The organism is Leptospira perdikensis (genome assembly GCF_004769575.1).
Taxonomy (GTDB): domain Bacteria; phylum Spirochaetota; class Leptospiria; order Leptospirales; family Leptospiraceae; genus Leptospira_A; species Leptospira_A perdikensis.
Genome location: NZ_RQGA01000009.1, coordinates 79507 through 104123, shown reverse-complemented (window position 1 = coordinate 104123; position 24617 = coordinate 79507). Strand labels below are relative to the sequence as shown.

26 protein-coding genes are annotated in these 24617 nt (G+C 40.0%); 4 read left to right on the top strand and 22 right to left on the bottom strand.

Annotated features, from left to right (window positions below; all coding sequences use genetic code 11):
* Positions 1 to 1431 (top strand): MBOAT family O-acyltransferase, encoded by a 1431-nt coding sequence (locus EHQ49_RS08860; protein ID WP_135578530.1) that lies wholly within the window; start codon positions 1 to 3, stop codon positions 1429 to 1431.
* A 133-nt stretch (positions 1432 to 1564) separates the two neighbouring features.
* On the opposite strand, the gene EHQ49_RS08855 is transcribed toward EHQ49_RS08860, so the two are convergent.
* The 20 genes from EHQ49_RS08855 to EHQ49_RS08760 form a co-directional block, all read right to left on the bottom strand.
* Entirely contained in the window at positions 1565 to 2155 is a 591-nt protein-coding gene (locus tag EHQ49_RS08855; protein ID WP_135578528.1) for a LemA family protein, read from the bottom strand.
* Between the two features lie 54 nt (positions 2156 to 2209).
* The gene (locus EHQ49_RS08850; protein WP_135578526.1) at positions 2210 to 3367 is read right to left on the bottom strand and encodes a DUF1343 domain-containing protein; all 1158 of its coding nucleotides are present in this window, start codon (positions 3365 to 3367) and stop codon (positions 2210 to 2212) included.
* Complete coding sequence (locus EHQ49_RS08845; protein WP_135578524.1) at positions 3364 to 4257, bottom strand: prephenate dehydrogenase; 894 nt, start codon at positions 4255 to 4257, stop codon at positions 3364 to 3366. Before EHQ49_RS08845 ends, EHQ49_RS08850 begins: the two co-directional genes overlap by 4 nt.
* The gene (pheA, locus tag EHQ49_RS08840) at positions 4254 to 5345 is read right to left on the bottom strand and encodes a prephenate dehydratase (protein WP_135578522.1); all 1092 of its coding nucleotides are present in this window, start codon (positions 5343 to 5345) and stop codon (positions 4254 to 4256) included. Before pheA ends, EHQ49_RS08845 begins: the two co-directional genes overlap by 4 nt.
* Before the next feature lies 1 nt (position 5346).
* Positions 5347 to 5976 carry an SMC-Scp complex subunit ScpB gene (gene scpB / locus EHQ49_RS08835; RefSeq protein ID WP_135578520.1) on the bottom strand — a complete coding sequence of 210 codons (630 nt, stop codon included), beginning with the start codon at positions 5974 to 5976 and terminating at the stop codon, positions 5347 to 5349.
* A gap of 6 nt (positions 5977 to 5982) precedes the next feature.
* A complete protein-coding gene (locus EHQ49_RS08830) occupies positions 5983 to 6726 on the bottom strand; it encodes a segregation and condensation protein A (RefSeq protein WP_135578518.1) in 744 nt (247 codons plus the stop codon).
* A 3-nt stretch (positions 6727 to 6729) separates the two neighbouring features.
* Positions 6730 to 7092, bottom strand: a complete 363-nt coding sequence (locus EHQ49_RS08825) for a response regulator (protein WP_002975323.1) — start codon at positions 7090 to 7092, stop codon at positions 6730 to 6732.
* A gap of 1 nt (position 7093) precedes the next feature.
* On the bottom strand, positions 7094 to 8161 hold the full coding sequence (locus tag EHQ49_RS08820; protein WP_135578517.1) for a protein-glutamate methylesterase/protein-glutamine glutaminase: 1068 nt from the start codon (positions 8159 to 8161) through the stop codon (positions 7094 to 7096).
* Entirely contained in the window at positions 8158 to 11370 is a 3213-nt protein-coding gene (locus tag EHQ49_RS08815) for a chemotaxis protein CheW (protein ID WP_135578515.1), read from the bottom strand. Before EHQ49_RS08815 ends, EHQ49_RS08820 begins: the two co-directional genes overlap by 4 nt.
* Before the next feature lie 18 nt (positions 11371 to 11388).
* Positions 11389 to 11892 carry a chemotaxis protein CheW gene (locus tag EHQ49_RS08810; RefSeq protein ID WP_135578512.1) on the bottom strand — a complete coding sequence of 168 codons (504 nt, stop codon included), beginning with the start codon at positions 11890 to 11892 and terminating at the stop codon, positions 11389 to 11391.
* Positions 11893 to 11929: 37 nt separating this feature from the next.
* Entirely contained in the window at positions 11930 to 12514 is a 585-nt protein-coding gene (locus EHQ49_RS08805) for a 5-formyltetrahydrofolate cyclo-ligase (protein ID WP_135578510.1), read from the bottom strand.
* Positions 12511 to 12828: a cell division protein ZapA gene (locus EHQ49_RS08800; RefSeq protein ID WP_135578508.1), complete on the bottom strand. Its 318-nt coding sequence runs from the start codon at positions 12826 to 12828 to the stop codon at positions 12511 to 12513. The genes EHQ49_RS08805 and EHQ49_RS08800 overlap by 4 nt, the downstream gene beginning before the upstream one ends.
* A gap of 5 nt (positions 12829 to 12833) precedes the next feature.
* Positions 12834 to 13475: a hypothetical protein gene (locus EHQ49_RS08795; protein ID WP_135578506.1), complete on the bottom strand. Its 642-nt coding sequence runs from the start codon at positions 13473 to 13475 to the stop codon at positions 12834 to 12836.
* Between the two features lie 57 nt (positions 13476 to 13532).
* A complete protein-coding gene (gene rplT / locus EHQ49_RS08790; protein ID WP_002975326.1) occupies positions 13533 to 13886 on the bottom strand; it encodes a 50S ribosomal protein L20 in 354 nt (117 codons plus the stop codon).
* A gap of 3 nt (positions 13887 to 13889) precedes the next feature.
* Positions 13890 to 14090, bottom strand: coding sequence for a 50S ribosomal protein L35 (rpmI, locus tag EHQ49_RS08785; RefSeq protein WP_002988170.1), 201 nt, complete (start codon positions 14088 to 14090; stop codon positions 13890 to 13892).
* 8 nt (positions 14091 to 14098) lie between these two features.
* Positions 14099 to 14662, bottom strand: a complete 564-nt coding sequence (gene infC / locus EHQ49_RS08780) for a translation initiation factor IF-3 (protein WP_012389351.1) — start codon at positions 14660 to 14662, stop codon at positions 14099 to 14101.
* An 89-nt stretch (positions 14663 to 14751) separates the two neighbouring features.
* Positions 14752 to 15633 carry a hypothetical protein gene (locus EHQ49_RS08775; RefSeq protein ID WP_135578504.1) on the bottom strand — a complete coding sequence of 294 codons (882 nt, stop codon included), beginning with the start codon at positions 15631 to 15633 and terminating at the stop codon, positions 14752 to 14754.
* A gap of 48 nt (positions 15634 to 15681) precedes the next feature.
* Positions 15682 to 17595 (bottom strand): threonine--tRNA ligase, encoded by a 1914-nt coding sequence (thrS, locus tag EHQ49_RS08770; protein WP_135578502.1) that lies wholly within the window; start codon positions 17593 to 17595, stop codon positions 15682 to 15684.
* A 49-nt stretch (positions 17596 to 17644) separates the two neighbouring features.
* Positions 17645 to 18238 carry a TetR/AcrR family transcriptional regulator gene (locus tag EHQ49_RS08765; protein WP_135578500.1) on the bottom strand — a complete coding sequence of 198 codons (594 nt, stop codon included), beginning with the start codon at positions 18236 to 18238 and terminating at the stop codon, positions 17645 to 17647.
* A complete protein-coding gene (locus EHQ49_RS08760) occupies positions 18223 to 19113 on the bottom strand; it encodes an alpha/beta fold hydrolase (protein WP_135578498.1) in 891 nt (296 codons plus the stop codon). Before EHQ49_RS08760 ends, EHQ49_RS08765 begins: the two co-directional genes overlap by 16 nt.
* A gap of 155 nt (positions 19114 to 19268) precedes the next feature.
* On the opposite strand from EHQ49_RS08760, the gene EHQ49_RS08755 reads away from it, so the two are divergent.
* On the top strand, positions 19269 to 20621 hold the full coding sequence (locus EHQ49_RS08755) for an adenylate/guanylate cyclase domain-containing protein (RefSeq protein WP_135578496.1): 1353 nt from the start codon (positions 19269 to 19271) through the stop codon (positions 20619 to 20621).
* Positions 20622 to 20795: 174 nt separating this feature from the next.
* Here the strand turns inward: EHQ49_RS08755 and EHQ49_RS08750 are convergent, their stop codons facing one another.
* Both EHQ49_RS08750 and EHQ49_RS08745 read right to left on the bottom strand, forming a co-directional pair.
* Positions 20796 to 21140 (bottom strand): P-II family nitrogen regulator, encoded by a 345-nt coding sequence (locus EHQ49_RS08750; RefSeq protein WP_004786287.1) that lies wholly within the window; start codon positions 21138 to 21140, stop codon positions 20796 to 20798.
* A 21-nt stretch (positions 21141 to 21161) separates the two neighbouring features.
* Complete coding sequence (locus EHQ49_RS08745; protein ID WP_135578494.1) at positions 21162 to 22550, bottom strand: ammonium transporter; 1389 nt, start codon at positions 22548 to 22550, stop codon at positions 21162 to 21164.
* A 294-nt stretch (positions 22551 to 22844) separates the two neighbouring features.
* Here EHQ49_RS08745 and EHQ49_RS08740 point away from each other — a divergent pair, with 294 nt between their 5' ends.
* The gene (locus EHQ49_RS08740; RefSeq protein ID WP_208732190.1) at positions 22845 to 24335 is read left to right on the top strand and encodes a deoxyribodipyrimidine photolyase; all 1491 of its coding nucleotides are present in this window, start codon (positions 22845 to 22847) and stop codon (positions 24333 to 24335) included.
* Positions 24332 to 24616: an ATP-dependent Clp protease adaptor ClpS gene (locus EHQ49_RS08735; protein ID WP_135578492.1), complete on the top strand. Its 285-nt coding sequence runs from the start codon at positions 24332 to 24334 to the stop codon at positions 24614 to 24616. The genes EHQ49_RS08740 and EHQ49_RS08735 overlap by 4 nt, the downstream gene beginning before the upstream one ends.
* Position 24617: the final 1 nt, after the last annotated feature.

The window sequence follows — 24617 nt, the reverse complement described above, 5'->3', positions numbered from 1 at the left end:
ATGCTTTTTAATTCTGTTCACTATTTGATCTTTGCGCCGGTTGTTATTCTTGTTTATTTTTTAATCCCCAAACGATTCCAAGGCCTCTGGTTATTCATTGTTAGTTTGTATTTTTATGCGATCTTCAGAATCCCTTTTCTCATTTTACTCGTATTCTCCTTTGTAGTCACAAAACTTGCTGTCGACTACATGGAAGCCACTTCCTCTAAACCAAAAAAATTGTTTTGGCTAAATGTGGCAGTCTGGAGTAATTTAAGTTTACTATTTGTTTTTAAGTATTTGGATTTTTCCATAACTGTTTGGAACCAAACCTTTTCACTCACTCCTTGTGATCCAGAATTTGTACAGAAGTCAGGGATCCTCCTTCCAATGGGGATTAGTTTTTTCACCTTACAGGCTGTATCCTATGCTGTAGATGTGTATCGAGGTGTGGTAGAAAGAGCCAAATCCATTTTCCATTTCGGACTTTTTTTGGCGTTTTTTCCACAACTGGTAGCAGGTCCCATCTTACGCGCAAGTGATGTCCTTCACCAATTTTTAGATTCCAAAGACTTTACAAAAGAAAATTTAAAACAAGGCCTCAAACAACTATTCTGGGGTATTTTTAAAAAAACCTTCATTGCCGACCCTGTTTCATACGTGATTGATCCCATGTATGCCAATCCTACGGAATACAATTGGATTGCGATGTGGATTGCCGCCTTTTTATTTGCAGTTCAAATCTATTGTGATTTTTCAGGATATTCTGATATTGCGATTGGAACCGCAAGGATACTCGGATTCCATATTCCTAAAAACTTTGACCGTCCGTTTTTATCGGGAACACTAACAGAACTTTGGCGACGTTGGCATATTTCCTTTAGTTCTTGGTTACGTGACTATGTGTACATCACTCTTGGTGGAAACAGACGCGGCGAGATTATGGCTTATGTAAATCTTTTTATCACCACTTTTGTTTCTGGAATTTGGCATGGTGCCGACTGGACCTTTGTTTTATGGGGGACACTTCACTCCTCTATGATGGTCATAGAAAAATTTGTATTCAAATTCGAAACCATGCGTAAAGCCTGGAACCGAGTACCTAGAGCCATCCAACCGTTATATCCAGTAGGTGTTTTCGTATTGTCTTGTTTTTTCTTCAGAGCTAAAGCCACTCCGGAAGTTCCGACAGGTATGGGCATCACCAAAATCATGTTGGAACGTGCCTTCACTGGTGCGAGTGGAATTTTTCCTCAGATGAGCGTGAGTTTGGTGATTCTAGTTGGATTTTTGTTTTTGGTAGACATTCTCCAAGATAAAAATGAAGATAGATTTGCCTTTATCACGGACAATTTATACTTTCTCATTCCTACCTGTATCTTACTCTATATTACTTCCTTCATCATTTATAGTGTAACAGTATCCAGTCCTTTTCTCTACTTTCAATTCTAAATAAAAAAGCCGGCAATCACTTACCGGCTTCATATTAAATTTTCAAATCAATCCGTTCAGATTGAATCTAAGTAGCTCTTATTTAGATTCAAGGTTGTGTTCATTTGAATTTCTTAATATATTTATTTTCTATTTAGAATTCTACTTTCGGAGCATTCTCAATGGCTTTCTGATCTTCAACGGTGAAAGTCGCTTTCGATTCATAACCAAAAGCTTTTGCAGTTAGCACCGCAGGGAACTGACGGATATACACATTGAATTCCTTAGTTGATTTGATGAATCGGTTTCTAGCAACTGTAATTCGATTTTCTGTTCCTTCTAACTGTGCCATTAGATCAGAAAAGTGTTGGTCTGATTTTAATTGCGGGTAGTTTTCTTGAATCATAAGAAGTCTTGATAGTGCTGAACCCAATTGACCTTGCGCTTGGTCAAATTGTTTCAGACTCTCCGGATTGTTCACGAGCTCTGGTGTAGCTTGGATAGAACCAATTTTAGCACGTGCTTCTGCAATCCCTTTCATAATGTCTTTCTCTTGGTTCGCAAATCCTTTTACGGCAGAAACCAAATTGGGAACTAAATCAGATCTTCTTTTGTATTGGTTGAGAACTTCTGCCCAAGAAGCAGTCACTTCTTCATCCAACTCTTGGATGCGGTTATAACCGCAGTTGGTTAATAAGGTTGCCATTAAGGAAACCAGAAAAACGGTTCGAAACATTCTTGTCATGGTCATTGTATACCTAGTCTTTAGTCGGTCTGCAACACCAATTTGTTAAAAAAATTAATATCGAAATGGTTTTGTGAGCTTAATCCAACGACGTTCTGATTGATCTAAATACTCACTGAGCTCAGATTCCGATAATTTGCCGTATAAATAATCAAGTAAAGTAGAATCACCCGCAAGGAGTTCAATCGCTGGTCGATCGGAACGAAACTCATACACCCCTTTTAAGTATTCGAATTCTTTGGGAAATAACTCGCCGAGTTGTTTCAGAAAGTACAATATAAAATAAAGAGAATGAAACTGTTTTGGTTTTAAAACCATGAGTTGGTATCCTTCACAAATAATACCAGTATACTTATGAAAGGTAGGTAAAAAACGTAAAGGTCGCAAACGAAAGTCATCGGACTGATGTAAGTCCATTCGTTTGTCCAATTCTTCTTTTGCCTTGCCTACTAAATAAGGTGCTCCAAAAGTTTCAAAGGGTTTTGTTGTCCCCCTTCCTTCTGAAAGGTTCGTTCCTTCCAAAAGGCACATCCCAGGATACACCAAACATGTACTTTGTGTGGGAATATTAGGAGACGGAGGTACCCATTCAAATTGGGAAATAGACTTTGGATGGAACACACCCACAGGCACCACAACAACATCCACCTTCAGCTGAAAGGTTTCATTATAATAGGTTAATAATCCCCCAGGGGTAAGCCCATGCCTATGTAATACAGAAGTGACACCTACAAAGGATTCAAATTCTTTTTGGAGTGGAGTCCCTTCTACTTTTTTACCAATGGGATTTGGTGAATCGATCACTAAAAATATCGGAGCTTTACCGGTTTCTTTTTTTAGGCGAGAGAGTTCTAAAAGAATATAATAAGCTGTGGTTAAAAAAGTATAATAACGAGAGCCCACATCTTTAATATCAATGATGATGACATCCACTCCTGTCAGACTTTCTTTGGGTGGAACAAGGCTCTTTTCTTCTTTTCCATAGAGGTTTACAATCTGCATATCTCCAAAAAGATATTTGAGTTCATCCCCACTCACCTGGTCTTGTAATTCAGCAAAAAGCCCATGTTCCGGTAAAAATATCGTTTTAAGATCAAAAATTTCTGCATAGGTTTGGAAGTGGTATTTTCCATTAAAACCAAAAGCACTTTGGTTGGTGAGAATGGCCGCCTTACAGCCGCTTAACTTGTTTATGTTTTTTAAAAACTTCATTTGATCTTTCGAATTTCTTCTTTATTGACCAGAGCCAATTCCCAAATTTTACGAATTTTATCTTCTTCAAAAGAACCATTGGAACCAAATAAATCCCGAAACTCTAACAATTGTTTGATCAGATCATCAATCGACTTTCGTAAAAAAACTTGGTTTTCTTTAAAGATCGAAATCCACATATCCGGATTGGATCCGGCAATTCTTGACATATCCCGAAACCCACCGCCAGTGATTGGTTTGGAAGATCCTGCGATTTCTTTTTTGGTTGCAGGATTGGCTCCCGCCACATTCACAAGTAAGGTAGAGATCACATGTGGCAAGTGAGAAAGATAAGCCAATGTTTCATCATGTGACTTTGAATCCATCTCCATGGTCCAAGAACCAATTTTTTCCCAAAACAAACGAACAGATTCTAAACTCGTGTTAGATGCCGACTTAGGAGAAGTAAGAATACATAGTTTATCCACGTATAAATCGAAAACCGCAGCATCCGGGCCTACTTGTTCGGATCCACACATAGGATGGGTCGAAATATAATGATGAGTGGTATCTGCATAATGAGATTCCACAGCAGAAACAATGGTTTCTTTGGTAGATCCTAAATCGATAAAGATTGTATTCCCCGATTTAGGAAGTGTAGGAATGATTTTCAAAATGGACGCAACAGGAGTGCTAAAGACTACCAAATCATACTGATTCCAGTTGGGAGAAGTAAACTCTGATTCTAAAAAAAATTGATCGCTTAAGTTTTTCGTACGGATTGTATTTTTACTTTTTTCAGAACGAACCACTGCGGTGATCTCTGCATCTGAAAATTTCTCTCGAATGGCAAGGGCCAAGGATCCACCCATAAGCCCCATCCCATAAATCAAAACTCTAGATAACTTCATGTCGGAAAAGATCCGGCAGTCGGATAGGAACCCAAAAGTTTAAACAAGGTACATTGTGATTTTACTTTTTCGAGTAGTTCGGCAATTTTTGGATCATCTTTATGACCAATAAAATCGACAAAAAAATGGTATTCCCATAAGTTTCGTTTCAAAGGTCTTGATTCAATCTTTGTCAGATTCACAGGTATTTCATTAAAAGTTTTTAAAATAGCAAACAAAGAACCCGTTTGGTTCGGAATCGAAAACACGATGGATGTTTTATCTTCCTTTGTTTTAGGCGATTCTGTTTTACCGATCACCAAAAATCTAGTGGTGTTTCCAGAATAATCTTCAATTCCTTCAGCAATTACATTTAAATTATAAATCTCACCTGCAATTTTAGATGCGATGGCAAGCCCGTCTTTTCGTTCCGAAACTAATTTTGCCGCCATGGCTGTAGAGGACGTATCTACTACTTCCGCATTCGGCAGGTTAGCCGAAATCCAATTACGACACTGTTCATTCCCAATCCGAATCCCGTAGATTTTTTTCACAGCAGAAAGATCAGTTTCAAATCCGAGTAAAGAAAAAGAAATCCTTTGGTATAACTCAGAATAAACGAATAGATCCGTTTCTAAAAACATATCTAAGGTAGAACTGACTTGGCCTTCCGTAGAATTTTCTACAGGAACCACTCCGTAGTCCAACTTTCCCTCTTCTACCATTCGAAATACATCAGGGATCGAAGTTTGCGGAACCGCTTCAATAGAAGTTCCAAATTTGGCACGTAATGCAGAATGAGAAAAACTTCCCTCTGGTCCTAAAAATCCAATCTTTAACGGATGTTCTAAGGCGATGGTTCCCGACATCATTTCTCTATAGATGGCACGAATCACAGAAGATGGAAGTGGCCCACCTGATAATTTAGTTACTTTTTCATATACATCTTTTTCACGATCAGGACGGTAAATTGGGCCACCGGATTCTTTTTTAACACGACCAATCTCTTGCGCAAAACCAGCCCGTTTTTGAATGAGTGCGATGATTTCAGTGTCTAATGAATCGATACCAGCACGGAGTTTTTTTAATTCTTCTTCTGCACTACTCATTTCATGCCTCTTCTTGTAATTCTTCCGGTAGTGTGCTTGTATCAAAATCAGGATTCATTTCTGTTTCATCAGTAACAATGATAGATTCTGGTGTGAATTCATCAAACTTAAGTTCTTTCACTTCCACAGGCGTAGGAAGGTCAGTAAGTTTACTGAGACCAAAGTGTAACAAGAATTCGCCTGTGGTTCCATACAAAGTAGGCCTACCAGGAACTTCTTTTTGGCCCACAGCTTTTACCAGTTTTTTAGACATGAGACTTGCGACCATAGCTCGAGAGGACACTCCTCGAATTTCATCTAGTTCCGTCAGAGTGATGGGTTGTTTGTAAGCAATGATGGCAAGAGTGTCCAAGGTTCCACGAGAGAGAGTTTCTCTTTTTTTATCTTTAAAGATATGGGCCAGGACTTCGCTGTATTTTTGGTTTGTGATGAATTGGTATCCACCGGCGATTTCTCTAAGTAAAAATCCGCCTTCTTTTTCTTGGTAATCGAGGATAAGTTCGTCTAGGAGTTCCCGGGCTTCTGTTTTTTCGATCCCGGCAGACTTGGCAAGTGCAGACAATTTGACCGGATCCGAAGATAAAAAGAGAAGTGCCTCAAGAAGGCCCTTAGTATAAGTTCTTTCTTCCAAATTGGTCTAAACCTTGACTATTTTGATTTCACCGAAAACTGCATGTTGGACAACTTTGCAAACTCGGATTTTAACAACTTCTAATACGGCAAGGAAGGCAGCGACGATTTCTTTTTTTTCCGGTTTTTCTGTTTCGAACAAATCCATAAAGTGGATTTCCCCGGTTTTTTCCAAAAGATTTTGTAAATAGGCCATTTTATCTTCTACGGAGTATTGTGCCACACCTTCGTAGATGGGAAGAAGATCTTCCATTTCGTTGGAACTCTCTTGTTCCAAAATCGAATTGAAGGCAGAGATTAAATCCACGAGACTTACATCCAACCAAACTTCAGTTTCATCCAATACTTGATTGGTTTCCCGAGTGAACATACCTGCGGTCAACCTATCCAGTTCCGCTAGACGTTGTCCGGCCATTTGAAACTTCTTGTGTTCGAGTAATTTATCTACAAGTTCTTTCGGAAGAGGAGGATTGTAGTCCTCTTCTTCAAAACCAGGATCAGGCAATAAAGCTTTTGATTTTAAATATACTAAGTGAGCTGCCATCACGGCAAACTCAGAAGTAAGTTCAATCGATAGGGACTGACTCGTTCTCAGAAATTGAATGAAATCGGATGTGATACGCGAAAGGGAGACTTCAAAAATATCAACCTTATAACTATCAATCAGAGACCATAGAACCGTTAAAGGTCCTTCTGTCAATCCTCCGTCCTGGTTCTGCCACCGGACGATAAACTCCGGGGTTTGGGACACGGGTTATAAACCTAATGCTTTTGCTGCTGCTTGTTGCAATCTTTCTGGTGGAAAAGGTTTTACCACAAAATCCTTCACACCCATCTTAATTGCTTTCGCAAGTAAGTCTTCTTGACCAAGAGCCGTTACCATAATGATTTTAGCAGAAGCATCAAACTTAATGATTTCCTTTGTTGCTTCGATACCATCTTTTTCACGCATGGTAATGTCCATTGTTACTAAGTCTGGTTTGAGGTTTTTGTATTGTTCCACCGCAATATTACCGTTCTCAGCTTCACCTACGATCTCGTGACCCGCACCAACTAACGCATCTTTTACGAGCGTTCTCATGAATTTTGCATCATCTACAACCAAAATTCTTGCCATATTAATTCCCTCTCGACTTTAATAATTCTATCATCTTTGGTACTAAATCATCCACCGGAAGGACAAAATCAATGCCTCCCAATTCCACTGCAACCCGGTTCATCCCATAGACAACCGATGTTGCTTCATTCTGCGCCAAAGTAATACCTCCCTTGGCGTGAATGTTGGTGATTGCTTGTGATCCATCTTTTCCCATACCTGTCATGATCATGGATAAAAGATGATCTCCACCATAAGCTTCCACCAAACTATCAAACAATACTTCAATGGATGGTCTATGCCCATTGACCTGCCCTGCATGGGTGAGTTCAATGACACGATCCTTTCCCTTAGTGATCACCTTCATTTGATAATCACCAGGAGCAATGTAAGCGGTTCCTGATTGCACGAGATCCCCTTGTTCTGCTTCCTTCACTTGTATTTTAGACAAGGAATTCAATCGATCCGCAAATGCCTTCGTAAACCCCGCCGGCATGTGTTGCACCACAAAGATAGGCTTCGCAAAATCTTCCGGAATGCTAGCGAAGACAGTCTGTAAGGCTTTTGGTCCCCCCGTCGAGGTCCCTATTCCGATAGCGTCTACTTTGATCGGTTTTTGAAAACTTTTATTTAATTGGCGTTCGGTCCGTTCCGGCCTTGGTTGGATTTCTGGACTCGGCAACCTAGAATCAGAAAACCCTTTAATTTTTGCAGATAAAACTGCTGCAACATCTTCTGGTGAAAACTGATTTCCACTGGACGGTTTCGGAATGAAGTCAACGGCACCAAGCTCTAATGCTTTAAAAGTAGCATCAGCCCCATGTTGGGTGAGTACCGAAAGCATAATGACATGTGTATTGAGTTTGAGTTTTTTGATTTCTGCAAGGGCAGTGAGACCATCCATAATCGGCATCTCAATGTCCAAAACGATAAAGTCAGGTTTTAATTTTTCCGCTAAATCAATACAATCCATTCCGGTTTTACCGGTGGCAATGACTTGTACTTCATCTTTTTTGGTGAGGACATCACTTAGGATATTCCTCACAAGCAGTGAGTCGTCAATGATAACAACGGTAGGTTTTTTATTCATGATTTATGGATCAAATCTACCAGTTCGTCAAAATCAGGTAAGAAGATTAAAACACCAATTAGGTTACTTCCTTGGTGATTAAATTCTGTATGCATGGACAAAAACTTGGTTCGTTCTGGTTTCACAATGTCGATCACATCCATAAAACTACCTGTAATCATTTCTGGAACCGAAGGTAACACTTCTTTTTTTAATTTGTTAGAAAGTGAGTTCATCACACTCGAACAAACAATATTGGAAATCTCAGAGAGAACGGAAACCATATCTTCTGAAAGTTTATGTGTGCTTCCTTCAGCATATTTAGCATCTTCCGAACCAAGTAATTCTTTGGCAATTTCAGACCCATTGTCTTCAGAAAACATCATCAGAAGGTTTCCGTTCAGATCTCCAGTCATACGAATTTTCATTCCAAAGAACTGGTCCATAGAATAACGAAACTCTTTTGCTAATCCTTCACGATCAGTGAGTTTGATTTCAGGAATAAAAAGTTCAACTTCTTTACCAACTAACTGAGACAAAACAACACCGGCATTCATCATACCTGTATTGACAATGTTCTCTAATTTTTTGATATCTTTAGAAGACATGATTTCGTTGATCGCGTTTGAATTCAATGCAGCCACTTGGTTCAATCGTTCTTCTTTTTGTTCGACAAACCCTTTTATGATTTCCGCGGCTTGTTCTCTTTCCGTAAGTTTAACGTTTTCTATTTTTGCAACATCTGCCAAACGATGAATTTCGTCTGTTTTGTGATCAATCACAAGAGTCGACGTAGAGGAATGCGACGATTCCCCTGAATCCCCATTCACAACAGTTTCCGTTTTGATCACTTCTGTTGTGATTTTAAGATTGGTTGCTGGTTCTTCGGCAAATACTTCTTCTTTTGGAACAATGACATGTTTTTCGATCTTATGTTTATCTTTTTTAACACGCGATTTATCTTTCGCACGTAATTCGATCAACTTCGCGTTATACCGGTTAGTTGGGTGATTGGATTTAAACATATACTCGGAATCCGACATTTCGAGAGAGCGAATCGTGGAGGCACGTTTCATCATATCACCTGCCACCAATTTATCAGACCAATCCACTTTGTCGGCGGCAATTTCTACAAGGCCAGGAATGTCCAATACAAGAATGATGGTTCCATCACCCATAATGGTCGCACCGGTCAAACCCTGGATGTCTTTGAAGTTCTTACCAAGAGATTTAATTACGGTTTCGTGTTTTCCAATTAAATCATCTACCATAAACCCGAGTTTTCTCGTTTTGTAATTCACGATGACGACCGGCACTTCCACCATCTCTTGTTTGTCGGCAAGACCAAGGATACGATTCAAACGGTAGATCGGTAATACCTCACCACGTAAGTTAATGATTTCGTGTCCCTCAAGAGTTGTGATTTGATCCAAATTTACTTTGATCGTTTCGGATACTTCTGAAAGTGGGAAAGCATACACTTCCTCTTCCATAATCACAAGAATGGAAGGAATGATGGCCAATGCTTGTGGGAAAGAAAGTGTAAAAGAAGAACCTTTTCCTTCTTCTGAATGAATGAGGATTTTGCCCTTAAACTCTTCAATGAGTTTGTTGACAACGTTCATCCCTACACCACGCCCAGAAATATCGGAAATTTTATCCGCAGTGGAAAATCCAGGAGCAAAGATAAATTGAAAGATGTCCGACTCTGATAGGTTTTGTGCATCCGTATCGCTAACAAGTCCGCGTTCGATGGCTTTTTTAAGGATTTTATCTTTGTTCAAACCCTTTCCATCATCTCGAATTTCTACAAGGATATTCGACCCACCTTGGTAAGCATTGAGTTCTACAGTACCTTCTTCCGGTTTGCCAGAAGCCCTTCTCTCCGAAGGAGATTCAATTCCATGATCCACAGAATTTCGAATGAGATGGATGAGTGGTTCACCAATGGCATCGATTACTTTTTTATCGAGTTCTGTGTTTTCACCACGTAAAACAAGATTTACTTGTTTTCCTGTTTCTAAAGAGAGATCCCGAATGAGTCTTGTAAAACGATTGAATACGGATCCAATTGGAACCATTCGGATATTCATAATTCCAGTTTGTAAGTCTTTAGAAATTCGATTGATCTGATCGATTTTTCCTTTGAGTTCATTGAATAAAGAATCTTCACCAAACTGTGCGACTAAATCATCATATATCTTCTGGAATCCAGAATTGGTAATAACAAGTTCCCCAACGTTATTCATGAGTTGGTCTAATTTGTCAGATGATACTTTGATGGTTCGCATCACCACCTTGGAATCAGTTACCGCTTTATCAAAATTAGCTGAACCTTTAACAGCATGTTTCTCTTCTGAATCAGACTGCCCCAAAGCAGAACTTCCCGCAATGTCAGAGGATGCCCCTTCTGATCTTTTTTCGAGAGCTTCCATTTCTGTTTCAGGAAGTTCGATTTCTTCCACAGAAAGACTATCAACCATATCAATATTACATTGAACATGTAACTCGTGTTGGTTGTTTTTGGTTACAGTAATAAAAGAAAGTGCAAAACTACCTTGACCATTGTCCAAAGCATCTTCAGTGGGATTACATTTGATGATAGCACCAGATTGTTTTACTGACTGTAAAATAAGCAGAAGTCTTAGATTCTGCATCGGCGTATCATCCTTCAACTTTAAGTTAACGGAAAATGCAGAAAGCCCACTATCTTCTTTTAAGGATTGGCGAATTTCTGAAATTTCATCTTCGGTCAAACTAAGGGAAGAACTAGAACTATCTGCAGACTTTGCCGGGCCACTCGGATTTGATTTAGTAGCACTGGAACCACCACCAGATTGTGTCGGTTGCGCCTCATAGTCCTGCAGTTTTTTAATCATGTCAGTAAAAGGTGTTTCCACTTTTACACCGTTGGCGACACCTTCGATCACTTGTTTGATGAGATCAAAACATTCAAATAATAGATTTACCAACTTAACGTTGATTTCCAAACTCCCTTCTCTGATTTTTTGGAGAAGGTTTTCCATTGTGTGGGACAGATCCGAAAGATTGTATAATCCAACGAAAGCAGAAGAACTTTTTAATGAGTGTGCTGCACGAAAAATATCATTGATGATTTCTGGGTTTTCATGGTCTTTTTCTAGTTTCACCAAATTGGAATTTAATTCCTCAATTTGATCCTCAGATTCTTCCAGGAAAACTTCTGTGTATTCGCCTAAAATTCCAGCCAATGTCGTATCCCTTTTTCTTTACTTTGCGGAAGAAACAAAATCAACAATTTGTTCCAAATCCAAATTCAAAATCAAATGGTCTTCGTGTCTAGATACGGATTCAACCATCTTACTATAGTTTAACGACAAGTCATCAGTTGTATAACTGATAAAATCCTTTTGGATTTTTACAACTTGTTTGACTTCATCAACAAGGACTCCAATACGTTTCTCGTCTAACATAATAACTATGATGCGAGAGATAGGAAATATTTCAGAATCAGTTTCGTGGAATCTTTTTTTCAAATCTAAAATAGGAATGATCTCACCTCGAAGGTTGATCACACCTAAAATATAATCATCCACATTAGGAATTCTTGTGATTAAAACTGGTTTTAAAATTTCATGCACCAACAACAAACGAATCCCAAAGAATTCTTTATCGATGGTAAATGTAAGGAACTGTTCCAAGTCTCCCAGATCGGACTCTTGTTCCATTTTGGTTTTTTCCGCAAGGGATGTGAGTAATGTTTCTTGGTCCATATGCTTACCTGGAATCGTGTCAGAATCCTACGTGGATTCAATCTAAAAACGAATGAATCTGGATTTCCGTAATCATTTTTCCTATTTTTAGATCGTGGCTCTCTGCAAGGAATGGGACGGGAAAAAGTTTGGAAAAACTAAGTCCAATGGTTTTCTTTTGAAGCGATTCTGAATTTAAAATGCGATCATAATATCCGCCACCGCGCCCCAAACGATAACCTTTTTCATTGAAACCAAGAGCAGGAACTAAAATCAAATCGGCTTCTTCTACGGAGATCTCCTCATCTCCTATCGGTTCAAAAAGTCCAAGTCCGTTCTTTTCAAAGGAATGGGGACGAAGGAAACGCAAAACCTTTCCCTCTTCCATTCGAGGAAAGTACCATTTAGCAGAATGTCTCGCTTCAATAAAACCTGTGGGTCTCGGAAGGGGGCAAGATTCAATGATGGGAAGAACATCGACTTCATAAAGAAGATCAGGCGAATAAGTAATGATTCTGGATTTGCCCTGTAAAATAGGGTATAACCTTCGTAGAATGGCAGCTTCGTGGTCTTCCCGTTCCGGTAAGTTCGGAAGATTTTTTTTTAGAATGTTCCTAGCGTCTTGTTTTGAAATAGAATTCAAAAATGATCCCCAATGATCCCCTCTTCCAATAGAGAAATGATCTTCTTTGTTCGTTCTTCTAATTCAGGGATTTCACTCGCCTTAGCCGAAACTTCCTTCATCTGGAACAGTTCGTCCGCCAAATTGAGTGCACAAAGTACGGCAAGTTTTGTTTTGGATGCTGTTGGAAGTGCTTTTGACAATTCCAACAGTCGTGATTCGACATAATCGGCCACCTCAGAGATGTACCCAGAAGTTGCTTCACCGACAATGGTATAGGTTTCACCAAAGATCTGTTTGGTTATTTTTTGAGGTTGTGGGGCAGACTCTGCCATAAAAATTATTTAGGATCGTCTTCGATAATTAAAAAATCATCGTCGTCGTCAGCATCAAAGACACTGATCGCCTCGTCGTCATCGTCGATAATGATGTCGTCATCTTCGTCGATTTCCACAGTAGGAACCTCTTCTTCTGATTCTACAGCCACTTCTTCTTTTTCAAAGGATGCAGATGCTGGCGGTTTTTCCAAAACTTCTTCTGTTTGGAACTCGGATTCGTCTTCGTCCAGAAGGATGATTTCATCATCTTCGTCTGACGCCGCCAAACTAGTGGCAACTGCCGCAGCACCAGCGGCCGCGATTGGTTCTACTGGAGAGGAATCGGGGCTTTGCGTTTTCGGAGCGGAACTTCCGGTAGTGGGAAGTCCATCCAAACGACCGAGGAGTTGATGGACTTTGGATTCCAAAAGTCCTTCTCTTTCGCGGAGTTGGTTTAACTCATCGTTTGCGTCTTGGAGCTGAGTGCGAAGTGTTTTTAATTCGCGTTCTTTCTCCTCCATTGCGAGCTTCATTTGGTCATTTTCCGCGCGGAGGGTCTCGTTTTCAGTCTCCAGGCGTGCGTTTTCTGTTCTTAGGTCTTGGATGAGTTCCAAAGCCTTAACAACTTTACTTTCTAGCTCTTCAATGGTTTCGATTTTTAACATGATAACAATCCGATGGAATAGAATAGCCGAGCCATTCTATTCCAATCAAGCACTAATTTACTTAGCGACTTTCGTTTTTTCTACGATGGCGTTGAACACTTCCTTGTGGTTGTAAGCAAGGTCAGCCAAAGTTTTTCTGTCTAAGTTGATTCCGTGTGTTTTGAGTGCATGGATGAATTTAGAATAAGACATTCCATTTTCTCTCACAGCGGCATTGATTCTCGTAATCCAAAGTTTACGGAATTCGGACTTTTTCTTTCTACGGTCACGGTATGCCCATTGACCCGCTTTCATTACAGCCGATTTTGCTGTTCTGAAAAGTTTAGAACGTCCGCCTCTAAAACCTTTTGCTTTAGCGAGAACTTTTTTTCTACGATTCTTATGAATGGTTCCGTTGACTGCGCGTGGCATCGTTTAACCTCCGTAAGGTAGAAGTTTTTCTACACGGTTGTAATCGGTTTCATGGATGAGGTGCATTCCACGGCTTTGGTGTTTCATCTTAGGAGATTTTTTCTCTAAGATATGTCGTCGGAACGCACAACCGCGTTTAATTTTACCAGACTTGGTAAACTTAAAACGTTTGGCTGCTGCCCTGTTTGTTTTTAGTTTATACATAGTTGTTTTTATCCTTTAGGTTTTTCACCAATTGGGTTCATCACGACCACTATCGTCTTTCCGTCGTGTACCGGCATTTTTTCGGGAGAGGCATGCTCTTTTAGGTCCTCGACAAACCGGTTAACAATATTCATTCCAATTTCAGAGTGAACCATCTCTCTGCCTCGGAATCGAAGAGTCACTTTTACTTTATCACCCTTTTGTAAGAATTCTAAAGCATGACGCTTCTTAATCTCGAAGTCATGGTTATCAATCCGCGGGCGGATTTTAATTTCTTTCACCGTGACAACGTGTTGTTTCTTTTTCGCTTCTTTCGTTTTTTTAAGAAGTTCGAATTTGTATTTTCCAAAATCGATCAGCTTACAGACGTGAACATCTTGGTCTCCCGAGACTTCCACCAAATCAAGGTTAGCTTCCTTAGCTCTTCTCAGAGCTTCATCCAGAGTAACGATGTCAGACCCTTCGTCAGAGACGAGTCGGATCGATGCTACATTGGTAATTTGTTCGTTAATTCTGATGTGGGCGAATTTATCTTGGTTTGGGTTCCCTCTAGGGTTGGGCCGTTTCTGCATTCAGTCTCCGAAATTTCTTTCAATTTCCAATTTCGGACGAAAATCCAGGCGAGCAAGTACATTTCTTTCGGAATTAGGACGGAAGTGGATCAGAGGGAACCGGAAGGACCTTCCCAAGCAACAAGTTCCAAGTAAAGAGACTCTGAATCTAAAATTTCCGGTAAAATGGGAACCAGAGAGACCAAATCGCCATGATTTCCCATTCCCATACAAGAACCGCCGTGGCAGAGCCTGCCGTCTTCTGTATAAAGTGCATATTGGATCAAATGATCAAAGGTTTTCGTCTGTGTTTTTGGGGATTGGGACTGGACTAGGGCCACATAAGTCAAACCTTCACTTTGTCTACGTTCCAATCGAATTCGGACCCGGTTTTGTTTGGTAAGGGATTCGCTGGCAAAAAGAAGATCTCCCTTACCTGGATTCCATTTTTGAAAACTATAAGATCCAACCACTCCCCCATCCCGCATCCAATCATATCTGGTTTCTGATTTTGATTTTTGTTTGGAAAGAACTACTGCTTCTTTGGGTCTTGGGTCTTCCCAACCATAAGAAGTGATATTGACGGAGGCTCTGGCAATCTCTGTGATCGGGAAAGGAAACCGACTCCAAAGCCCAGGGACATCATAACTCTCCCAAGGTTGGATGATGTGTTCACAAGTTTGGCTAGCAAGGAGACGACTTTTGGCATCATAAAAAGCAGAGGTAACATACAAAGCCACAGGTGAATCACCTAGGTTTTGTCCCCCAGTGATGACAATATTAGGACAATCAAATTTGAGGTCACGGCCAAGCCCATCCACAAACTGCATAGGGCTTACCTTCCAACCAACCGTGAGTCCATCAGCAAAAGGAAGAAGCTGCATGGGGATGGCATCAAACGCATCACGGGCATCATACGGCGGATGGATAGGAAGATCCAAATAGTATGCAACCGGGTCGACTTGTTTGGTGGTGAGAAGGTTTAGAGACACTGGAGGGAGTGTAAGTCCCCCCAAAGGTTAGTCAAGAAATTTCTTTATTTAAAGATCACCTTTCAGAAGTGAAAGGAATCCATCTCGAGAAACCGTCTCCGTTTTCTCTTCTCCCATACGTCGGAAAGAAATAGAACCCGCTTCTTTTTCCTTATCCCCTAAAATCAAAGTGTAACTGCTTCGTTTTAGGATGGAATCCCTAATTTTACTTCCAATCTTTTCGTTACGAACATCCAACTCGACTCGAAAACCCTGCATCACCAAATCATGGTAAACTTCCTTTGCGTAATCACTGTGGATTTCTGCCACAGTTAAGACACGGATTTGAATTGGATTGAGCCAGAGTGGAAACTTACCTTCAAAGTGTTCGATGAGAATTCCAATGAACCTTTCCAGGGATCCATAGATGGCTCTGTGGATCATCACAGGTGCATGTTTTTTTCCATCAGAGGCAGTGAAGTCGAGTTCAAAACGATTGGGCATAGAAAAATCAATTTGAACCGTACCACATTGCCAAAGCCTACCAAGGGAATCCTTAATATTGAATTCAATTTTTGGGCCATAGAATGCTCCATCCCCTTCTTTGATTCCGTATTCGATTCCCTTTTCTTTTAGTGCATCATATAACGCTTGTGTTGCGAGATTCCAATCTTCATCACTACCTTGAGACTTCTCTGGTCTTGTCGCAATGAAAGTTTTGAATTCGGTAAATCCAAATTTTTTATAAACATCAAAAGTAAAATCGATGATATCCGCTACTTCAGATTCCACTTTTTCGAGTGGAGCATAGATATGGGCATCATCTTGTGTAAAAGCGCGCACACGGAAAAGTCCATGGAGAACTCCTGACATTTCATGCCTGTGTACGTTCCCAAGTTCCATAAACCGGAGAGGGAGTTCCCTGTACGAGTGCATATGGTATTTATAAATCAAACAACACCCAGGACAGTTCATAGGTTTCACTGCAAATTCACTTTCATCGATATCAGTGAAGTACATGTTCTCTTTAAAATTATCCCAGTGACCTGACTTTTTCCAAAGAGAGGAATTGAGGATGGCCGGAGTTTTGATTTCTTGATACCCACGACGAAAACATTCCTCACGAATGTACGAAGCTAGTGTGTTCCAAAGAACAGTACCTTTTGGATGCCAAAAAGGAAAACCCGGAGCTTCATCTTGAAAACTGAAAAGATCAAGTTCCTTCCCGAGTTTTCTATGATCTCTTTTTTTTGCCTCTTCGATGAGAAAGATATATTCATCTAACTGTTTTTTGGTGGGGAATGACACTCCGTAAATACGAGTGAGTTGTTTGTTTTTGGAATCACCTTTCCAGTAAGCTCCCGAGATCGCAGTCAGTTTAAAGGCTTTGAGTTGGCCGGTCCGAACCACGTGTGGTCCGCGACAAAGATCATACCACTCACCTTGTCCGTATAACGAAACCGATTCGGAATCGAATCCTTGGATGAGTTCTACTTTATAAGGTTCATTTTCTTTTTTGAATTTTTCGATCGCTTCCGCTTTAGAAAGTTCCCACCTTTTGACAACGAGATCTTCCTTCACAATTTTTGCCATCTCAGCTTCAATTTTAGGAAGGTCTTCTACCGTAAGAACAGTATCTCCAAAGTCGATATCATAAAAGAAAAAACCAGGACCATTTTCGATAACGGGACCGACAGTCAGGCGAGCCTCTGACCATAACCTTTGTACGGCCATACCGAGTAAGTGAGCAGAAGAATGGTGGAAAACTTCTTTTCCTTCGATGTCATCAAAAGTGAGAAACTTTACCGTGGTGTTCGTCGTAGGAATATAAGAAAGGTCAACGGTGCGACCATCGGACAAAACAACGGCAAGAGCTTTCTCTTTCAAGAAAGGCAGTTGGGCTTGGATGAAATCAGAAAAGGATTTACCGGACTCTAGTTCTTTGGAACTTCCATCTGGTAGTGTGATTGTAAGTGCTGCCATAATTCTTTACCCAGGTTTTCGCACGCACACTCTCCCGAAAAGTAAAGTTTTACCAGAGTCTGCCAGATTCCAATGATTCTGTTATTTTCTTAAAACTTTCCTCCACTGACTCTTTGCGACCAAACCCACCCACCGCCTCAAGGACGATAAATCCATGTAATAGAGACCGTAAAATCCGAATCCTGTGGACTGCTATTTCGTCCAAAGTCTGGAACCTAAAGACTTCCATACAAATGGATAAAATCCTGTCTCCCAAGGGTTTTAGTTCTGGATCGAACTCGGCCGACTCAATGGTTAAGGGATAAACATGAGGATGGGACTTCGCAAAACTTCTGTAAGCATTTAAAAAATCAAGGATTCGTTCATTACCCTGGTTCACATTTTTTAATTTCAGAGAAAGCTTATCACCTAAGACCTGCAAGGATTTCCGTTTTATTTCCCGGCGAACATCCTCTAAGTCTTGGATGTGATTGTAGAGAGAGGGAGTGCGGATACCCAAATTTTCAGCAAGACCCGACAATCGGAATTCCTCAAATCCCACCTCCATAATTAAATCCCAAGCCGCATCCAAAACAAATTCTCTTGTGATCTGGGTTTGGCCTTTTTTTGGTCGGCCCGGTTTGTGTTTTATTTTTTTTGCCATAACAACTGTACATCGGAATAGAATCGGGATGGTTCTTCCACAAAAGGATAGTGACCAACACCTTCATACATTTTTACAGATCCATTTAAAGTTTTGGCAATCCAACGAGCTTCTTCTTCAGGGGAATCAAAGTCAGGATCTTTTGAACCCATAACCACAACAACATTACCTGATGCGAGTGGTAAAGCGGCTTCACATTCCTTTTTGGGTGCTAGGAGCATAGATCTAACTGCAACCATACGACCCTCTTCTTTTAAATTGATTTTTAATTTTTCTGATCTTTCTTTTATATCTTTAGGAGGATTTACGGGAAATAAAGATTCGTAAAAGCTAACCCAAGCACTCGCACCCCAAGGACCTCGGAACACGATATGGATCAATGATTTCATTCCGAAAGACAAAGGTTCTTTATCACGAACAAAGGGACCGGAAAGTAGGAGTCCTAAAACTCTAGTTCTTTCTTTAGAGCGAATATAAACTGCAGAAGCAGCCGTCATAGAATTTCCAATGATATATACATTCTGCAAATCCTTCTCTCGAAGGAAGTCCAAAATATCTTCTGCTGTTTCTTTTGGGCCATAAGAGGAAAAACCAACATCGGACTCACCGGTCCCCCGCAAATCAAAACTATAAACTGAATTGTCCTTTGCAAGAAGCTGAGCCAATTCCGAATAACTTTCCTTTCGATCACCAATCCCAGGTAATAAAATTAGATTTCGTTTGCCCGTCCCTAAATGGGAATAAGCGATTCGACCGCCCATTGTTTGAAAATAGGAAGTTTTCAATGTGGGTTCATTTTCCAAACCTTCTGCATAGAGAAAACTAGAAAACAAAATTAGGAATATCTTAAAAAAACTGTGGTAGATGGTTTTCATAAAACTAATTATATTAGTTTATTTAACTAACGCAATTAGTTTTTTCCAATGATTCTTCCCAAAATTTAATATTTTTCAAAAATTCACAAGTTTTCTGGCTTGCCCTTCCCTTTCTACCCGAGATGATTTCAATAGATAAAACGAATTGGTGATCCATGTTTATAGTAACCTTTGAAGATAAAGAAATTTTTCCCTTAAAAACAGAGAAACCTGGAGCGACCATTTTGGAGACTGCTCTAAAACATGATTTTCCCCTTTACCATCTTTGCGGAGGGAATGCCAAATGTACGACTTGTCGGGTTTTTATCACAGATGGCCTAAACCAACTCAGTGACCGCAACGAAAGAGAACAAACTCTTGCCGATAGAAAGGGTTGGCCTTCGGAAATTCGACTTGCTTGTCAAACAGAGGTGTTTGGGGATGTATCACTTCGGCGAATCATCAAAGACAATAAAGATTTAAAAACCGTAACCAGCGAATCCAAATCTGCCAAAACAGGTGAAGAATGTTATGCGGTGATCCTGTTCCTTGATATCAAAGGATTTACTGCCTTTACGGAAGCAAGTTTACCCTATGATGTTGTATTTGTTTTGAATCGGTTTTTTCAAGAGATGAGTGAACCGGTTCTAAATAACGGTGGAGAAATCGACAAATTTATTGGCGATGGGATTTTGGCATTTTTCCAAATCAAAAACAAAGATCTAATAAGCACAACGACAGAAGAAAGTCTTGTTATCAGAAAAAGTGAGACCATTCGTTCCGCGATTCGAGCCTGCCTTCGTATGTTTGATCAATTGAAAAAATTCAATTTAGAAATGAAAGACAGGTTTAATTTTAGTTTCGACATTCGTATAGGACTTCATGCAGGTAATGTAATTTACGGAGACATTGGACATTCGGAATACAAAAGTCAAACAGTCCTTGGTGATACAGTAAATGTGGCAAGTCGCCTAGAGGCTTTGAATAAAAAAACGAACACTCAGTTTCTGGTATCTGATGAAATTTATAACCAACTTAAGGACTCGCTTGCGATAGACAAAAAAGTAGTTACAAGACTACGTGGGAAATCAGAGAAAATGACGGCATATTCTGTCCTTGGATTTAAAAATTCAGATCCTATTCTACACATTCAAAAGTCATTTGATTTGGTTCTGGCAAATAATCCTCATTGGATTGAAGACTACACAAACAAACTAAAAAGTTTCATCCAAGAAAACTCAGACGGTTCCAATTCTCAGAAAGGATTCACAATCACATCTGATGAGTTTTTGACAGTCATCGAATCCGTAATAGAAAAATTGGGAAATCCGGTCTCTTTAAAAAAAGAAATTTCGAAGTTAGCCGATATTTATGAAGGCATTGGTATTTCCAAAAAAGAATTCCCGAAACTAATCCCGATTTTAATCTCAGCGATCCGAGAAAACCTTCCTTCCGAGTGGGATCAAAATTTAGAATCCATCTGGAATCAGGTCGCAACGGACTTAACGATAGGAACGATTGAATCTTAAAAATTCCTATACCTTATTCTTTGAAAATGGATCAAAAACTCTCAGAGATAGATCCTACAGAAAGTTTTGAACGAATGATAATGGAAGGTTCTATAGGTAAGTAAAAAACGCGGGGCAGTGTTTCACTCCCCCAACGTTTTTCCGATTTTTCCTTTGAATTAAGGAAGTTAAATGTTAAATGGCGCTTTTTCCTTTCTCGCCAGTTCTGATTCGAATCACTTCTTCTAAAGGAGAGATAAAAATCTTTCCGTCTCCGATTTTTCCATCACCACTTTTTGCTGCTTTCAAAATGGCATCAACAGTTGGTTTTACGAATTCATCATTAACTGCGATTTCTAAACGAACTTTTCTGAGTAAGTTAACAGTGTATTCATGTCCACGAAAAACTTCTGTTTTACCTTTTTGTTGTCCGTAACCTTGAACGTCAGAAACTGTGAGACGATAGATTTCGTTTTTAGTCAATTCTGCTTTAACTTCTTCCAACTTATGTGGTTGGATGATTGCAATGATCATTTTCATAATGTTATACTCCTATTCCCCTTAACCACGAGCTCGGATATTGAAATCAGGGTAAGCTTCTGCTCCATGTTCCCCAAGATCCAAACCACTAAGTTCTTCTTCTTCACCCACTCGGATTCCACCAGCCAGTTTCAACACAAACCACAATACAAGAGATACTGTGAATGTAAAACCACCGATTGCGAGGATTCCATAAAGTTGAGTTAAAATAGAAGGAACTTCTACTCCAGCCGGAGCACCTTCGTAACCGAAAATGGCAACTGCTAATGTTCCCCAAATACCACATACTAAGTGAACAGAAGTTGCACCTACCGGGTCATCAATTTTGATTTTGTCAAAGAAAAGAACAGACAATACAACGAGAGCACCTGACACAGCACCAATGATGGCAGCAGATGTTGGGCTAACGATCGCACATGGTGCAGTAATACCAACAAGACCTGCGAGAGTTCCGTTAAGAATCATACCAAGATCAGGTTTTTTCAAAATGATCCAAGCAGTTACAGTGGAAGCAAGAGCTCCAAGGGCAGCAGAAATGTTTGTAGTCACAATCACATGTGCCATAACACTTCCATCACCTACACCCATAGTAGAACCAGGGTTAAACCCAAACCAACCGAGCCAAAGGATAAGAGTTCCTAATGCTGCAGAAGTCATGTTGTGACCAAGGATTGGTTTAATTCTACCATCTGGTAAAAATTTACCCTTTCTTGCTCCAAGTACGATGGCACCAGCAAGAGCGGCCCAACCACCTACGGAGTGTACTACGGTAGATCCTGCGAAGTCATGGAAACCAAGTGCAGAAATCCATCCACCACCCCAAACCCAGTGACCTGTGAATGGATATAGAAACGCGACAAGAATAAAGGAGAAGATAAGGAAGGAATGAAATTTAATTCGTTCTGCCACAGCTCCAGACACGATGGTAGCTGCTGTTGCTGCAAAGACCAATTGGAAGAAAAATTTTGCAAGAAGTGGAACACCAGTCCAATTCATAGAGGAATACACACCTTGGTATGCATCACCAATTGCAGGTGAGTTATCGGCTCCACCTAAAAAGAAAAGACCTTCGGTTGCTAAAAATGGAGAACCGTCACCAAACATCAAACCCCAACCGATTGCCCAGTAGGAGAAAGTTGCTGCTGCAAAAACAATAAAGTTTTTTGCGAGGATGTTCACGGTGTTCTTTGATTGAGCAAAACCCGATTCAACGAGAGCAAAACCGGCATTCATAAAGAATACCAACATACCAGCGACTAGCACCCATAAGGTGTCTAAACCAACGGTTAAAGTTTGGATTGCATTTGCGGTTTCTTGCGCCGGGTTCGCGACGGTTGCAGCATCATCTGCAAAAAGGAACATCGGAACAACCAGGAGCAGGAAGGCGATTGATTTGAAATACTGTTTCATATTGCCATGTTTCCTTTCCATGTTATTTGCTTAGTAACAGTGCAAGATTGGTACCCGATTTGAATTCTTTGCCAGAAGGGCATGAAAAAAATGAATTCATGCCTAGAAACCCTCCATTTTGCATTCATTTCCGAATCAGCGGGGTTGAATTACCAAGAAGAAGAATCACAAAGTTTTAACACTATGCTTCAATAAAAGCCATATGGTATAATAAATAGGCAATTCTCTTAATCCTTTCACCAACCTGTCTGAGAAAAAAACCGCCTGAATCAGGTGATCTCCCCTCTAATAGGGATGAACGAGGAAAGAATCCGTCCCTGCAACCAAAAGCCCATACAAACAAATGGGCAATACATTCTATATTGGATGCAAGCTTACCGCCGGTTCGATTCCAACCATGCATTTGCCTATGCCGTGTCTCTTGCAAAAAAACAAAATAAAGAACTGATAGTGTATGAGGGTTTACGATCTGACTACCCTTGGAATTCAGAAAGGATCCACCGCTTTATTATAGAAGGAATGTACGACAACCAAACAAGAGCAAACGAACTAGGAATTAACTATTGGTCTTTCGTAGAATCAAAATCAAATCCTGCACGAGGGATCTTAAAAGAAATTTCTAAAAATGCAAGTGCCATTGTTACTGATGACTTCCCTTGTTTTATCATACCCGAACAAACAAACAAACTCGCAGGAAAAATAAACTGTGCACTCTTTGCTGTAGATAGTAATTCGATTCTTCCTCTCTCTCGATTTGAAAGGGCGGCGAGTGCTGCAAGAATTCTTAGGATTTGGATTCATAAAGAATTTTTAAAGGGAATGCCGGAAAGAACCAAATCCATTTGGAAAAAAGAAGATTTACTGGGACTCAATCATAACACAAAACCTCCTAAAGGATTTGGCCTTCCCGAAGACTTAAATTCTTTTCTACAAGGTTTGGATTTTAAGGATTTAGTTCTTCCCGCCAAAGGGGTGAAAGGTGGTCGGACGGAAGCGCTGAAAGTATTAAAATCATTTGTCTCTAAAAAATTACAAAAATATGAAACAGGACGTTCCGAACCAAACTCACCAGAAACCACTGCCACAAGCGGCCTTTCACCGTATCTTCATTTCGGGCATATTGGAATCGAAGAAATTTTTCAATCCGTTTTAAACGCAGGGCCTGGAGGGAAATGGAATCCCGAACGATTGAGTCATCAAAAACCAGGAGACCGTGAACATTTTTATTCAGAATCTTCTTCCACCAATCATTTCTTAGATGAACTTATCACGTGGAGAGACATTGGTTATCTTTTCTTTTGGAAAGACAAACCCTACCATATCAATTTAGAAAACCTTCCTGATTGGGTGAAAACGAACTTTAAAAAACACCAATCCGACTCAAGAGAGTATATTTATTCTTTAGAAGAATTTGAATCTGCAAATACTCACGATGAACTTTGGAATGCGGCTCAAACAGAACTAGTCAAAACAGGTAAAATGCATAACTATATGCGAATGTTATGGGGAAAAAAAGTAATCGAATGGACCAACACTTACGAAGAAGCCTTTTCCATCTTGGAACATCTAAATAATAAATATGCATACGATGGAAGAAATCCCAATTCTTATACAGGGATATTATGGTGTTTTGGGTTGTTTGATAGACCTTGGTTTCCGGAACGAAATGTATTTGGGAATGTGCGATTTATGTCTTCCGATTCGACAAAAAAGAAGTTTAAAATGAAATCCTATTTGGAGTATATTGGTGAACTGAGCGGAACCTCCGACTCGTTGTTTCCATGACAGAGCAGAACCAACCTTCCACATTTGAAGAAACACAAACCCATTTTGACTCTGTATACTTTTACTTTGTCATTCTATTCAATGACTCAATCCATGAATTTTCTTACGTTGAAGATTGTTTGATGAAACTTTGTTTTAAAACAAAAAAAGATGCAAAAAAAATTGCAATGGAAACACATACAAACGGAAAAGCAGTTTGTTTCCAAGGTAGTATGGAAGAATGTGAAACTGTGGCTGAAAATATGACCAATGCTAACTTGACAGTAATTTTAGGTGTATGAT